Below are 14,528 nucleotides of genomic sequence, written 5' to 3' on the forward strand. Positions count from 1 at the left end.
TCTGTAATATTTCACTAAGCAAAAGCGTGAGATCCGCCATCAACAGTTAAAATATCACCTGTTACAAAGTCCGATGCTTTTGACGCGAGAAATAATGCAGCTCCTTTCAAATCTTGGTCATTCCCAAATCGATTCAAGGGTGTTCCTTGTAAAATTTCGTCTCCGCCTTTTTCTAATAATCCCCGTGCCATTTTTGTTGGAAAAAAACCTGGGGCGATCGCATTTACATTTATATTATGTTTTCCCCATTTTACTGCCAAATCTTTTGTAAACGTTATAACAGCACCTTTGCTCGTATTATATCCTATCGTATCCATTACTTCAGGGTTTGTACCGCCAAAACCGGCGATCGAAGCGATATTGATAATTTTCCCTTTATTTTGGTCTATCATTACCTTTCCAACTTCTAAACTCATGAGATAAGTTCCAGTAATATTCACATCTATCACCTTATGCCATGCCTCTATTGGCATATCAACAACTGATGCACCCCATGTAGCTCCGCTGTTATTCACTAAAATATCAATGGACCCGAAATGTTCTACCGTTTCTTTAACAACCCTCTTTATATCGTCATGGTTCGTTACATCACAACTAAATGCTAACGAATCGACTCCTAACTTCTTTAGTTCCTCACTTGTTTCTTTACAGGACTCCAATTTCCGGGAACAAACAACAACATTTGCTCCTGCTTCTGCAAAAGCCTGTGCCATTTGTGCCCCCAATCCACGTCCACCACCAGTAATAATTGCTGTTTTTCCTTCTAATCGAAACAAATCGAATACAGTCACTTTAATATACCTCCTGAGCTAGCTTATGCTTTTTAAGTTCTAATCTAGCAAGTTGGCGGCGGTGCACCTCATCTGGTCCATCCGCAAGTCTAAGTGTTCGCGAATTTGCCCAATGGTTTGCTAAGGTAAAATCTTCACTAACCCCTGCACCACCATGTGCTTGAATGGCTCGATCAATGACTCTAAGTGCCATACTTGGCGCAACAACTTTAATCATCGCAATTTCAGCTTTTGCTTCTTTATTTCCTACCGTATCCATCATGTATGCGGCTTTTAGAGTTAGTAAACGTGCTTGCTCAATTTCAATACGGGAATCTGCAATCCATTCCTGAACAACACCTTGCTCAGCAATTTTCTTACCAAAAGCTTCCCGGTGTTGAGCGCGCTTACACAGATCTTCAAGTGCACGTTCCGCAGCTCCAATTAAACGCATGCAATGATGAATTCTTCCAGGGCCTAAACGTCCTTGAGCGATAGCAAACCCTTTGCCTTCGTCCCAAAGCATATTCTCTGCTGGAACTCTTACGTTATCATAAACAATTTCTGCATGACCATGGGGCGCATCATCATAACCAAAAACTGGAAGCATGCGCTCAATCTTAACGCCTTTTGTATCTAACGGAACAAGAATCATAGATTGTTGTTCATACTTCTCTGCCTTTGGATCATTTTTTCCCATGACGATTGAAATTTTACAACGAGGATCTCCAGCACCGGACGTCCACCATTTACGTCCATTAATAACATATTCGTCACCATCCCTTATAATACTCGTTTCGATATTCGTTGCATCACTCGAAGCAACATCGGGCTCTGTCATCGAGAAGCATGAACGAATTTCACCTTCAAGAAGGGGCTCAAGCCATTGCTTTTTTTGTTGTTCTGAACCATAACGTACTAATACTTCCATATTACCGGTATCGGGTGCACTGCAATTAAATACTTCAGGACCTATCATGGATCTTCCCATTATTTCACAAAGCGGAGCATACTCGAGATTTGTTAATCCTGCACCATATTCACTTTCCGGTAAAAACAAATTCCATAATCCTTCTGCCTTCGCTTTCTCTTTCAATTCTTCCATAATTGGAGGTACAGTGGACCATCTAGTTTCCTGTTGATTTAACTGCTCCTTGTAAACCTTCTCGTTGGGATAGACATACTTCTCCATGAAGTCATTAAGCTTTTTCTGCAATTTAACTACTTTTTCTGTGTAGGTAAATTCCATTTTTTTATTCCTCCTCATATTTTATTCTAACAACTAACCTACCGGATAGTATTTTTTGAATCTTTGGTATTATTATAACAAACAATTATTAGAAAGCAATGTTTTTTTAGATTATCATCCAAAAATGAAGCACTTATATTAAAATAACTTTTTCTTGACAAGCAATTCAATATTCGTTAAATTAAAAATAATAGAATATTATTAGCTGCTTAGTCTAATCGACTCTATTGCATAAATAGGGCAACTCATTAGATAAAACCAGTTATATTGTGCAGATCTATGGAAATATTCTTTCCTATGCCTTTCGCAGTATTGCTGGTTTTTTATATTTTCCATCATTTTAAGGAGGCGTGAATATGGATCAAGAAAAATTAATTGAGTTAGACAAGAGGCATTTCATCCATCCAACTTCATCGATTCAGCAACAGCAGAAAGACGGAGCGAAAATGATTGTTGAGAAAGGAGATGGTATTTATCTGACGGATAAAAATGATAACGTTTACATCGATGCGATGTCATCTCTATGGAATGTGAATGTGGGACACGGAAGAGATGAACTCGCTACCGCGGCCGCAGAACAAATGAAAAAGTTAGCTTTTAGTTCAACTTTTTCTACTTTCAGCCATGAGCCAGCGATAGTACTTGCTGAAAAAATCAGCTCTCTTGCTCCCGAAGGATTAAACGCAGTCTTCTTTACATCCGGTGGCTCAGAATCAAATGATACAGCAATAAAACTCGCAAGACATTATTGGCGCGTTCAGGATAAACCGGAGAGACGGAAAATTATTGGAATCAACCGAGCCTATCATGGCGTTGCTGCTGCCTCGACAAGCGCTACAGGGATTCCTGAATTTTGGAATATGGCAGGGAAAATGATGACAGATATTTATCATGCAGATAATCCATATGGCAATGGCAAAGATAAAGCCCTTTCCTCACTCCGTTCCGTTATTGAAAGTGAAGGTCCTGAAACAGTCGCCGCCTTTATTGCAGAACCGATTCAAGGAGCCGGCGGTGTGCTCGTGCCACCAGAAGGCTACTTGCAAGAAGTCCGGAACCTTTGTGACGAATATGGAATTTTGTATATTGCAGATGAAGTAATCACTGGATTTGGACGAACTGGAAAGTGGTTTGGTGTTGAACATTATTGCGTTACTCCTGACATTATTTCCTTTGCAAAAGGGGTTACAAGCGGGTATATCCAGCTTGGTGGCGTTATTGTCTCTGATCAAATCCATAATGTATTAAAAGAAAAGTCTGCTGGTACTCTTTTCCATGGTTACACGTATAGTGGCCACCCTACTGCGACTGCTGTTGGTCTAAAAAATATTGAAATCATGGAAAATGAAGGACTGCTAGAGAACGCACGGAAAATGGGAGAAGTAATGCTTAATGGTTTTAAAAAGCTAAAAGAAGAACTCGACATTGTTGGAGATGTTCGTGCTGTTGGCTTACTTGGTGCCGTGGAGCTTGTGGAAGATCCTGCCACAAATAAGCGGTTTGCAAGTGATTTGCAAGTAGCTCCGAAAGTAATCGAAGCACTGCATCAGCGCGGTGTGATCTGCCGAGCGGTAACATATGAAGGAACCGATATTATCTGTTTCTGTCCGCCTCTCATTATAAATGAACAACAAATTGAGACAATGATCGGGAAACTGCATGATGCGATACAAGAAGTGAGAAAGGGATTATCTGCTGTTTTAAAATAAACTTTTTCACAGGTGGGATTCCATCCTTACAATGAATCCCACTCTCCATTCCAAATTCCAGCAAGGAGGGCTTAAATGGATTCAGATCAAAAGCTACTAAAACTGTTAGGCAATAAAGACGTATTGGCACTTGCTTTTGGCGCTATGATTGGCTGGGGCTGGGTTGTCACGACAGGGATTTGGATTAATGAAGCTGGGTCATTAGGAGCAATTTTAGCTTTTGTTATCGGTGGGATCATGGTAATCTTCGTAGGTCTTACTTATGCGGAACTCGCTGCTGCGATGCCGCTCGTTGGTGGTGAATTTGTCTATACGTATAAAGCCATGGGGCGGGTTATGTCCTTTGTTACAACATGGGCTATCATTTTTGGCTATGTATCTGTTGTCGCATTCGAAGCTGTTGCCTTACCGACCGTATTCGAATATTTAATTCCGAACTTTAGTCAAGGCTATTTATACACTATCCAAGGTTGGGATGTAACAATCACTTGGGCTGGTACAGGGATGATCGGTTCAATTTTCATCGCTTGGGTAAACTATCGTGGAATTAAATTAACTTCTTTCATCAATATTATCCTGACATTATTAATTATTATCGCTGGTATATTACTCATTACAGGTAGTAGCGTTACTGGTACCACTGCAACAATGGAGCCATTCTTTCAAAATGGATTTGCCGGATTGCTGACTGTCGTTGTGATGACGCCATTTATGTTTGTAGGGTTTGACGTTATCCCGCAGGCTGCAGAAGAAATAAATCTACCTAAAAAGCGAATCGGACAACTGCTCATTTTTTCTGTTATTTTAGCCGTCATCTGGTATGTTGCCATTATATTCGGCGTATCTCGCGTGATGACACCCTCAGAACTCGCAGCAACAAATTTAGCAACTGCGGATGCAATGGGGAATGCTTTTGGCGGAAGTCAATTAATGGCTAACATTCTTGTTTTAGGTGGAATCGGTGGGATTTTGACAAGTTGGTTAGGATTTTACGTTGGTGGCAGTAGAGCAATTTATGCCCTTGCAAAAGCCGGCATGTTACCAAAGTTCCTAGGCGAGTTACACCCTAAATACCGAACCCCGCATAAAGCAATTATTTTGATCGCACTTCTGTCCACGATGGCGCCACTGCTCGGTCGCCCTGCCCTTGTCTGGTTTGTCGATGCTGGGGGAATCGGACTTGTGATCGGTTGGTCTATGGTCGCCCTTTCCTTTGTCATCCTACGAAAAAAGGCACCGGAAATGGAGCGCCCATTCAAACTTCGCGGCGGATCGGTAATTGGCTGGATTGCAACCATTCTTGCTTTTGGAATCGCCACTTTATATTTACCGGGCATGCCATCTGCTTTAGGCATTCCGGAATGGATTATTATCGGATTTTGGTTTTTAATTGGAACTGTTTTTTATAACTATTCGATGCGGAAATACGGGAAAGAAAACGCGGAGGAACATATGAAAAAAGAAATTGACCGTATTGCTTAATCATTGTTTACAAAAATTTTAGAATATATTATAATAAGAATAATGAATCGTGTTAAGGCGCATCCACGCTCGTGCCACATGATCAATCTAACAATTAAAATAGTAAAACTGCCTAATCTGTTTACAGTCCCTCCAAGGATTGTTCCAACAGTCAAAAGCCAGTTCAAATTGATTTACAGGATGCTGTATATCATTTGAGCTGGCTTTTTTAATACATTTGAAAGGAGGTTCATCCATGGCTCTTTCCAATTTTAAAGTTCTAGATCTGTCCCGGGTACTCGCCGGTCCTTATTGCACGATGATTCTAGGTGACCTCGGTGCAGAAGTGATTAAAGTCGAAGCACCCGGCGGGAGTGATGATACCCGTAAATGGGGTCCTCCCTTCCAAGAAGGTGTGAGCGCTTATTACCTAAGTGCGAATCGGAACAAGAAAAGTATTACGGTCGATTTAAAGACGGAGGAAGGAATCAGCTTCATTAAGAAATTAGTAAAAGAAAGTGATGTCATTATCAACAACTTCAAAACTGGCACAATGGAAAGACTTGGACTCGGGTTTGAAACCGTTTCAAACTTAAATCCTGGAATTGTATTCTGCTCCATCACCGGTTTTGGCGAAACAGGACCAAATAAGGCGATGCCCGGCTATGATTTTATCGTGCAAGCAATGAGCGGCTTGATGAGTATTACCGGTGATAAAACTTCTGGACCACAAAAGCTCGGTGTCGCTATTACAGATGTGTTAACAGGGCTATATGCCTGTATCGGCATCCAAGCTGCACTGCTTGAAAGAAACTTCTCTGGCAAGGGACAGAAACTTGATATTTCACTCTATGACAGCGCGGTCAGCTCGCTCGTTAATATTGGGAGTAATTATTTACTGTCAGGGAAAATCCCTGAAGCACTCGGTAATCATCACGCCAATATCGTGCCATACCAGACATTTAAAACAATAGATGGCGAAATTGTTATTGCGGTTGGCAATGATAACCAATATAAAGCATTATGTACCGTTCTCGGAAAACCAGAATTAAGTACAGATGTTAGATTTTTAACGAACCCAGATCGCGTACAGCACCGAGAACAATTAGTTCCATTGTTAGAAGAAGTATTTGCAACGAAACCCACCAACTATTGGCAAAAGCGTTGTAATGAAAATAATATTCCATGCGGACCGATACAAAATTTAGAAGAGGTAACGAAAGACCCGCAGCTCCTTGCTCGAGAAATGTTTATCAGTACCGAACATCCGACTGCCGGACATATTAAAATGATTGGCAGTCCACTCAAATTATCGAGAACTCCCGTAACATACCGTCACCACCCGCCTAACGTTGGGGAGCATAATGAGGAATTCATGAATCAAAAAACAAAAAACTAAATTTGGGAGATGATCAGATGAACTTTGAATTCACGGAAGAACAAAATATGCTACGTAAAACAGTTAGAGATTTTACCGATAAAGAAATCATGCCGTATATTGCCGATTGGGACCGCACAGGACAATTTGATCCACGTATAATTGACAAAATTTCCGAACTCGGTCTCATTGGGGTATGTATCCCAGAGGAATATGGCGGTAGCGGCATGGATTACAATTCCCTTGCGATTGTCTGTGAAGAGCTTGAACGCGGCGATACGGCATTCCGTACTGCCGTTTCCGTCCATACCGGATTAAATAGCATGACGTTGCTGCAATGGGGGACAGAAGAACAAAAGCAGAAATATCTCGTTCCACAAGCAAAGGGGGAAAAAATCGGCGCATTCGGTCTTACGGAACCAGCTGCTGGTTCGGATGTTGCAGCTTTAGAAACGAGCGCTGTTAAAGATGGAGACCATTATATTTTAAACGGTCAAAAGACATGGATTTCCCTTTGTGATCTCGCAGACAACTTTTTAGTGTTTGCCTATACTGGTGATAGGTCAGAAAAACATAAAGGAATTTCCGCTTTTATCGTGGAGCGGGAGTGGGATGGTTTTTCCTCTAAAGCAATTAAAGGGAAACATGGTATCCGTTCTGGGAATACTGGGGAAATCTTTTTCGATAACGTGAAGGTACCGAAAGAAAACCTGCTTGGTGAAGAAGGAGAAGGCTTTAAGATTGCCATGTCAGCCCTTGACAATGGACGCTTTACCGTTGCAGCCGGTGCCGTTGGGCAAATTATGGCTTGTCTCGAGGCTAGTGTGAAATACTGTCAGGAACGGGAAACTTTCGGGAAAGAAATTGGGAAGCATCAACTTGTACAACAGATGATTGCCAAAATGGAAGCTGGTTTTCAAATGAGCAGACTGCTCGTTTATCGTGCGGGGGCGTTAAAAAATCAAGGCAAACGGAACACGAGAGAAACATCCCTTGCCAAATGGCAGGCTTGTGATTTTGCCAACCGGGCTGCGGATGACGCCGTCCAAATCCACGGGGCATACGGCTACTCTGATGAATACCCGGTAGAAAGATATTTACGTAACTCAAAAGCCCCTGTTATTTATGAAGGGACGAGAGAAATTCATACGATTATGCAAGCGGAATATGTCCTCGGGCTTCGTCAGGATAAAACCCTTAATCACATGCTGCCTGCTTGGGAAGAATCTTCAACCGTGCACGGTATCTAAATTCAATGACGAATTCCTCCGAACCAACTAGAGGAATTCGTCATTTTTTCAACCATTTATTCTACTGTTTTAACCATATTCTCGTACTGTTTATATAAATCCTTCACTGCCGAAGCGAGCGCGTTACCGGCCTTTCCCAGATAATGCTCTCTAATCGCTTGCACGGGCTTATCAATTCCATCTTGCAAACTATGCCCTTTTAGTAAATATTGAACAAAATCTCTACCATGCTCTGTTGCGAGTGTACAACTTGCTGTCACGATCACGCCATACTTCTTATCGATTTCTGCAGTAATTGTCAATGTTTCATAGATATTTTTTGCCGCCATTCCTGATGGTAGTCTTGAATGCCCTGCGATAAAGACTGTGTTCATCTCTCTCCATCTCCATTCATATAAAGAGTTTTCTCTATTATAAATATATCATGGATTACGATTTTCGTATCTTTGAAATAGTAGATGAAACAGAGATTTCCTCTTTACTTATGAGGATTTCAATCACCGCAACATTATTTTTAGATAATACAACACGCAGAACTTGTTCAAAATGTTCAGCAGTATTAACCAGATATCCATCCGCTCCGACGCTTTTTGCTAAATCCTTAAACGAGACATAGCCTAAATCAGTTCCGATTACCCGCTCTGGATAATGCATTTCCTGATGCATGCGAATTGTACCATACATATTATTGTTAAATACGAGACAAATAACAGGGATACGATGTCTGACGGCCGTTTCCAATTCCTGAACCGTCATCATAAATCCCCCATCACCGGATAAGGCGATAACCGGTCGACTTGGGAATGCTAGCTTTGCTCCAAGCGCTGCGGGCATGCCGTATCCCATTGCACCAGACGTGGGTCCAATATAGCGTTGTTTTTCTTTAAACGGAAAGAATGCATGCAGCCAGCCGGCGAAGTTACCTGCATCTGTTGTAAGGAGTGCATCATCAGGAAGATTTTTTGCAAGCGCATGGATAATCTGTTTATTCATCACTTCCCCTTCTTTTATGTCTAAATTGCTCACAGCCGTATAGGCTCGCCTTCGTTCCTTCACCCATTCAACCCAATTAGCTTTCACAGTCATTTTCCCCATTACGGTTAAGGCTTCTTTTATATCGGCAACAATTCCCACATCAGGAGCATACACCTTCCCAAGCGCATCAAAGTCAATATCAATATGAATCAGTTTTTTCTCCGGTGTAATAATGGAATAATCCTGTGTCGTTATTTCCGATAGACGCGTACCTAATGCAAGAATGACATCTGCCTCTTCTACTGTCTTCACTATTTCTGGGTCCGTCCCAAGTCCGAGGTGACCGGCATATAGTGGATGATGATGAGGAAAAACATCGTGTCTCCGAAAAGCAGCTAGTACTGGAATAGCGAATTTTCCAGCAACGTTTTGTAAAATCGCTTCTGCTTCTGCACGTTTCACGCCACCACCAGCAATGATGATTGGACGTTTTGCTTTAGACAGTGTTTCTTCCACTCGCTGGATATCGTTTTCACTAGGGGTTGGTCTTGGTATTTGTAGTAGTGGGCCAAATTGCATCTCTCCCTTAAGCGGCAAAACATCCTCGGGTAGGGAAATGATGACCGGTCCAGGTCTCCCGGTTTCAGCTATTCGAAAAGCACGTTCCACGATTTCAGGCATTCTTTCCGGATCTTTCACTTCGACAGCCCACTTCACAATTGGCGCAAAAAACTGTGTCAATTCCACTTCCTGAAACCCTTCTCTTCCTCTGAACTTTCGATGGACCTGACCAAGAAAGACGAGCATTGGCGTTGAATCTTGCATAGCCGTGTGTACGCCAATAGACAGATTCGCCGCACCCACTCCCCTTGTCGCGAAAACGATCCCTGCTTTGCTGGCTGCTTTTGCATAGCCTTCCGCCATAAAAGCAGCCCCGCCTTCATGTCTTGCGGAAATAACTTCAATCGACTCCGCATCATAAAGTGCGTCCAGAACCGGCAAATAACTCTCACCCGGCACACAGAACACTTTTTCCACATCCGCCCTTTTCAAACATTCGACAAGGGCGTGTGCCGCGGACATTTTTTTATTGTTTACAACAGTCACGAACCATACTCTCCCTTCAACCTGAGTTCTCTCAAACGATGCACGACTTCATCCAATCGAGCTGTGCTCACCGTTAGAGCAATTCGAATATACCCTTCGCCTGTTGGACCAAAAGCTGTTCCTGGGGTAACAATCACTCCTGCCTCTTCCAACAGTTTGTTTGCAAAACGCTTTGACGTAAAACCGGCCGGCACCTTTGCCCAAAGAAAGATTGTTCCTCGCGTTTTTTCCGTATAAATCCCTAATTCGTTTAGTGCAGTGTGTAGTCTTTCCATCCGCTCTTGATAAATGGCATTATGCTCCCTGACTGCAGCTAAATCACTCCGTAACGCTGTAGCGGCAGCCTTTTGCACAGCAAGAAACTGAGAAGAATCAATATTGCTTTTTAATGTGGTTAAAGCTTTTATAATATTTTTATTTCCGACTACATAACCGATTCGCCAGCCTGTCATATTAAAGCTTTTCGATAGCGAACCAAATTCCACAGCTAGGTCCTTTGCGCCTGGAACTTGCAGGACACTTGGAGCTTTATAATCGTCAAACGTTATCAAATCATATGCCGCATCATTGACAAGCAAGATATTATTATTCTTTGAAAAAGTCGCAGCTTCCTTAAATGTGTTTAATTCAATAGTTGCACCGAGCGGATTGCTTGGATAATTTAACAGCAGAATCTTAGCCCGTTGCTTGTTCTTTTTTGAAATCCTGCCAAACTGCGGAATGTATCCTGCTTCTTGATGCAATGGCAATAATATACTTTCACCACCAGCTAAAAGAACACCTTTTGTATATATCGGGTAACCTGGGTCAGGAACGAACACCGCATCACCTGGGTTTAAAACCGCCTGGAACAGATTGGCAATCCCTTCTTTCGAACCGATTAATGCCAATATTTCTTTATCGGGATCCAGATCGACGTCATATTGTTTTTTATAAAATTCTGCTACTGCTTCTTTAAATTCAGAGCAGCCACTGTAAGGGGAATAGCGATGGTTAGCAGGATTCTTTGCCTCAAGCACGAGCCGCTCATAAACGAAATCGGGCGTAGGTAAATCGGGAGCGCCAATCCCTAAATCAATCACATCCACTCCTTTTCTCTCAAGTTCCGCTTTTTTATGCTGAAACTCGGAAAATACATAGGCCGGTAAATTTTTCACCTTATCAGCTACCGTAATCATTTTTTACCTCCCAAATAGATCATTCTTGTCTTGTTCTATCGTATTGAAAGAATCACATTTTTAGAAGAAAAGGAATAACAATTTTCTAGGAAAGTAAACTGCTCCCATTTAAAGTTTTTGTAATACGAATAGGCTCTGCATCATATTTTGTAATAACTTGGCTAGCTTGCCTTTTCTATGTGTTACCAAAGAACGTTTAAAAAGTGGACAAATTAAATAGGAAAAGGGGATCGATAAAGTTGAAGATGAAGCATTTAATTTATTTTTTATTGTTGATGGGGAGCATGTTACTCGTTCTTACTGCTTGTGGAGAAGGTAAGAAAAATATAGCAATTGGTCCTCCAGCAAGTGAAACGAATACGGCATCAAGTTTAATTCTCGATGCTTACGGGATTGGTGATGGTGATTACAATGCCTTTCAAGAAGGTTTTGGAGATGCGGCAGATGGCGTTCAGGACGGAAACATTGATATTTCAATTGGTATTTTAGGTTTGCCTGCAGGTAACATTGAAAGCTTACAAGCATCTGTTGGTGATGTGAAAATGCTGGAGCTGTCCGATGAAGCGATCGCACATATTGAAGATAATAGTGGATATAGGCGCTTTACGATTCCACAAGATACGTACGATTTTCTTGAATCAGATATCGACACCGTGACGGCCTATGCCATTCTAATGGCAAGCACTGATACAATTGATGAAGAGCTTGGTTATGAGCTTGCTAAAAGTATGGTTGAGCATGCGAACGAAAATACACATGCACAGTCCCAACATATGACGTTAGAAAATGCGCTTCTCGGAGCAGAGGGACTGCCGATCCATCCGGGTGCAAAACGTTATTATGAAGAACAAGGTTTAACAGTAGATAACCCTGTAGCAGAATTAAATACAACGGACTCGAAGCTTGAGCTAATCTTAGGAACCGGCAGTCAGGGAGGAACCTATTATCCACTCGGAGGGGAAATGGCTAATATTTGGAATAATCATATTGATGACATCAATATAACGAATACAGAAACCGGAGCATCGATTGAAAACCTTGTTGGAATACGGAACGGGGATATCGACCTCGGCATGACCGTTCACGTTCCTGCACAAGCTGCGATTAACGGGGAAGCCGATTTTGAAGGAGAGAAAGTTGAAAATGCTGCATTTATCGGTCATATTTATCCAGAAGTTATCCAAATTATAACTCGTGAAACTACTGGTATCGAAAGTCTCGATGACTTTTAATTTCATCATTCGCAAATGTTGGAGGGATCTTTATGTAAAGGTCCCTCATCGTTTATCTTTTTGGATAAGGATGTGATGGGGTGAAAGATTACAAAGAAATCGATGTTAAGGAAATCTTGGAGAAATACGATAAAGAGAGTAATTTCCGAGAGAGTATCGGAAAATGGGCATGGATTGTAACATTTTTAGGTGTTGCCTTAACCGCTTTCCATTTATATACAGGTTACTTCGGAAATCTTCCATCCCAACAACAAGGTGCTGTCCACTTAGGAACGGCACTCGGTATTATCTTCTTACTTTTCCCAGCAAAAAGCGGCCTGCAGAAAATACAGAAGACGATTCCTTGGTATGACGTTCTTCTCGCGTTTTTCGCTATGTATGTAACGTATCATAAAGTCATCTTTTTCGATTCGATTTTAGAGAGTCGGATTGCAGGCTATAGTATGCCCGATACGATCATTTCTATACTGGGTATCCTTCTCTTACTCGAGGCAACCCGCCGTACGGTTGGCTTACCGATTGTAATCGTTGCTAGCGTAACAATCCTTTACGCTTTATTTGGTAATTTTATACCAACACAGATCTTGTCTCACCCAGGGTTTGCAGTTGACCGCTTGGCAACCGATTTATGGTATAAGGAAAGTGGAGTGTTCGGGACACCCATTCAAATTTCAGCGAAGTTTATTTTCCTCTTTCTATTTTTTGGTGTAGTGCTCGTACACACTAAAATCGGTAAGTTTTTCAATGATCTTGCGTTCGCATTAACCGGAAGATATACTGGTGGAACGGCAAAAGCAGCTGTAGCGGCTAGTGCGTTGCAAGGAATGGTTTCTGGAAGTTCTGTTGGTAATACTGTTGCTTCCGGTTCCTTTACAATACCGATGATGAAAAAGGCTGGATTTAAACCGGAGTTTGCTGCGGCAACGGAAGCATCAGCATCAACAGGTGGACAAATTATGCCGCCCGTAATGGGGGCAGCCGCATTTATTATGATGGAATACTTAGGCGTGTCCTACGCAACGATTATGATTGCAGCTGCAGTTCCTGCCGTTTTGTATTTTACTGGGATATTTATTGGGACACATTTTGAAGCTAAAAGATTAGGTATTGTCGGTCTGCCAAAATCAGAACTTCCAAGTTTTCGAAAATTAATGTTTAAGTATGGATATATGCTCTTACCTTTAGCTGTCGTCATCGGAACAGTGATGATTGGATTTACCCCACAGCGGGCAGCTTTATTAGGGATATTATCCGCATTTTTAGTCAGTTTAATTCGAAAGGAATCAAGGCTGGGTTTCAAACAAACGATCCATGTACTTGAGCAAGGAGCGCGTGTCGCCTTACCGGTAATAGCTGCCGTTGCTACTGCAGGGATAATCGCGGGAGTAGTCAGTATTACTGGTCTCGGTTCTAAATTTGCTTCTGGTATTATTGCATTATCAAGTGGACATTTATTTTTAGCACTATTCTTCACGATGATTGCTTGTTTGATTCTTGGCATGGGATTACCGACAACGGCAAATTACGTGGTAACAGCGACGATTGCAGCGCCAGCGCTTATTAATGAATTCGGTGTCGCCCCAATCGCTGCACATATGTTTGTCTTTTATTTCGGTATTGCAGCGGATATTACACCACCTGTCTGTCTCGCCGCATACGCAGGGGCAGGAATAGCGAGGGCAAATCCGTTTAAGTCTGGGGTCATCGCTGTGAAGCTCGCAATAGCAGCATTTATTATCCCGTATATATTTGTTTATGACTCTATTCTCGTACTAGTAGACGTTACACCTATAAGGCTCGTCATTACGCTCGCAACAGCGTTATTAGGTATGATTGCTGTAAGCAGTGCAGTCATCGGCTTTTTTGCTCGGAATTCTTATTTTTGGGAGCGGGTTATTCTTTTCATGGCTGGTATTATTTTGATCGTTCCAAATATAGTAAGCAGTACGATCGGCTTAGTTTTAGTATTAGTGATCTGGTACATTCAAAAACGGCATAAGGACGGCGGCGGAAATATGAGCATGAATGTACCGGTATAAAAGAGTTTAATGATATCAAAAGAACAGATTAATGGAAGCGGAATCAACATTATAAACATGATGTAAAAAAGCTAGGATTGTTGATCAACTGCGTTCATCCTTTCTAGCTTTTTTAACAACAACCACGAAAATTAAAAATACAGAAACTCCCGAAACATTTACCCCTGTTATCCAATGAAT

The 14,528-nt window shown here is 41.8% G+C and carries 11 protein-coding genes; 6 read left to right on the plus strand and 5 right to left on the minus strand.

The window, feature by feature from the left end; genetic code table 11:
• Positions 1-14: 14 nt before the first annotated feature.
• The gene (locus tag L3V42_RS01770; protein WP_188856112.1) at positions 15-791 is read right to left on the minus strand and encodes an SDR family oxidoreductase; all 777 of its coding nucleotides are present in this window, start codon (positions 789-791) and stop codon (positions 15-17) included.
• Position 792: 1 nt separating this feature from the next.
• Positions 793-2,019 (minus strand): acyl-CoA dehydrogenase, encoded by a 1,227-nt coding sequence (locus L3V42_RS01775; protein ID WP_188856113.1) that lies wholly within the window; start codon positions 2,017-2,019, stop codon positions 793-795.
• A gap of 356 nt (positions 2,020-2,375) precedes the next feature.
• On the opposite strand from L3V42_RS01775, the gene L3V42_RS01780 reads away from it, so the two are divergent.
• The 4 genes from L3V42_RS01780 (at position 2,376) to L3V42_RS01795 (ending at position 7,817) form a co-directional block, all read left to right on the plus strand.
• Positions 2,376-3,728 (plus strand): aminotransferase family protein, encoded by a 1,353-nt coding sequence (locus L3V42_RS01780; protein ID WP_235762058.1) that lies wholly within the window; start codon positions 2,376-2,378, stop codon positions 3,726-3,728.
• 75 nt (positions 3,729-3,803) lie between these two features.
• Complete coding sequence (locus L3V42_RS01785) at positions 3,804-5,210, plus strand: APC family permease (protein ID WP_235762057.1); 1,407 nt, start codon at positions 3,804-3,806, stop codon at positions 5,208-5,210.
• A gap of 235 nt (positions 5,211-5,445) precedes the next feature.
• A complete protein-coding gene (locus L3V42_RS01790; RefSeq protein ID WP_238471111.1) occupies positions 5,446-6,588 on the plus strand; it encodes a CaiB/BaiF CoA transferase family protein in 1,143 nt (380 codons plus the stop codon).
• 17 nt (positions 6,589-6,605) lie between these two features.
• Positions 6,606-7,817 carry an acyl-CoA dehydrogenase family protein gene (locus L3V42_RS01795; RefSeq protein WP_238471112.1) on the plus strand — a complete coding sequence of 404 codons (1,212 nt, stop codon included), beginning with the start codon at positions 6,606-6,608 and terminating at the stop codon, positions 7,815-7,817.
• A 56-nt stretch (positions 7,818-7,873) separates the two neighbouring features.
• Here the strand turns inward: L3V42_RS01795 and L3V42_RS01800 are convergent, their stop codons facing one another.
• From L3V42_RS01800 to L3V42_RS01810, 3 genes are read right to left on the minus strand one after another with little or no spacing between them, the layout of a single operon-like run.
• On the minus strand, positions 7,874-8,191 hold the full coding sequence (locus L3V42_RS01800) for a DUF3870 domain-containing protein (protein ID WP_238471113.1): 318 nt from the start codon (positions 8,189-8,191) through the stop codon (positions 7,874-7,876).
• Between the two features lie 55 nt (positions 8,192-8,246).
• Positions 8,247-9,875, minus strand: a complete 1,629-nt coding sequence (locus L3V42_RS01805; RefSeq protein ID WP_238471441.1) for a thiamine pyrophosphate-dependent enzyme — start codon at positions 9,873-9,875, stop codon at positions 8,247-8,249.
• Positions 9,876-9,895: 20 nt separating this feature from the next.
• Entirely contained in the window at positions 9,896-11,077 is a 1,182-nt protein-coding gene (locus L3V42_RS01810; RefSeq protein ID WP_238471114.1) for an aminotransferase class I/II-fold pyridoxal phosphate-dependent enzyme, read from the minus strand.
• A 245-nt stretch (positions 11,078-11,322) separates the two neighbouring features.
• On the opposite strand from L3V42_RS01810, the gene L3V42_RS01815 reads away from it, so the two are divergent.
• Complete coding sequence (locus L3V42_RS01815) at positions 11,323-12,309, plus strand: TAXI family TRAP transporter solute-binding subunit (protein WP_238471442.1); 987 nt, start codon at positions 11,323-11,325, stop codon at positions 12,307-12,309.
• 80 nt (positions 12,310-12,389) lie between these two features.
• Positions 12,390-14,348: a TRAP transporter permease gene (locus L3V42_RS01820; protein WP_238471115.1), complete on the plus strand. Its 1,959-nt coding sequence runs from the start codon at positions 12,390-12,392 to the stop codon at positions 14,346-14,348.
• Positions 14,349-14,528 lie beyond the last annotated feature (180 nt).

Origin of the sequence: Oceanobacillus alkalisoli, from assembly GCF_022213125.1 — a bacterium.
Taxonomy (GTDB): Bacteria; Bacillota; Bacilli; order Bacillales; family Amphibacillaceae; genus Oceanobacillus; species Oceanobacillus alkalisoli.

What these genes read in the sequence shown, in the direction of transcription:
- L3V42_RS01775 (WP_188856113.1), bottom strand. Translation starts at nt 2,019, where the DNA reads ATGGAATTTACCTACACAGAAAAAGTAGTTAAATTGCAGAAAAAGCTT.
- L3V42_RS01780 (WP_235762058.1), top strand. Translation starts at nt 2,376, where the DNA reads ATGGATCAAGAAAAATTAATTGAGTTAGACAAGAGGCATTTCATCCAT.
- L3V42_RS01785 (WP_235762057.1), top strand. Translation starts at nt 3,804, where the DNA reads ATGGATTCAGATCAAAAGCTACTAAAACTGTTAGGCAATAAAGACGTA.
- L3V42_RS01790 (WP_238471111.1), top strand. Translation starts at nt 5,446, where the DNA reads ATGGCTCTTTCCAATTTTAAAGTTCTAGATCTGTCCCGGGTACTCGCC.
- L3V42_RS01795 (WP_238471112.1), top strand. Translation starts at nt 6,606, where the DNA reads ATGAACTTTGAATTCACGGAAGAACAAAATATGCTACGTAAAACAGTT.
- L3V42_RS01800 (WP_238471113.1), bottom strand. Translation starts at nt 8,191, where the DNA reads ATGAACACAGTCTTTATCGCAGGGCATTCAAGACTACCATCAGGAATG.
- L3V42_RS01805 (WP_238471441.1), bottom strand. Translation starts at nt 9,875, where the DNA reads ATGTCCGCGGCACACGCCCTTGTCGAATGTTTGAAAAGGGCGGATGTG.
- L3V42_RS01810 (WP_238471114.1), bottom strand. Translation starts at nt 11,077, where the DNA reads ATGATTACGGTAGCTGATAAGGTGAAAAATTTACCGGCCTATGTATTT.
- L3V42_RS01815 (WP_238471442.1), top strand. Translation starts at nt 11,323, where the DNA reads ATGAAGCATTTAATTTATTTTTTATTGTTGATGGGGAGCATGTTACTC.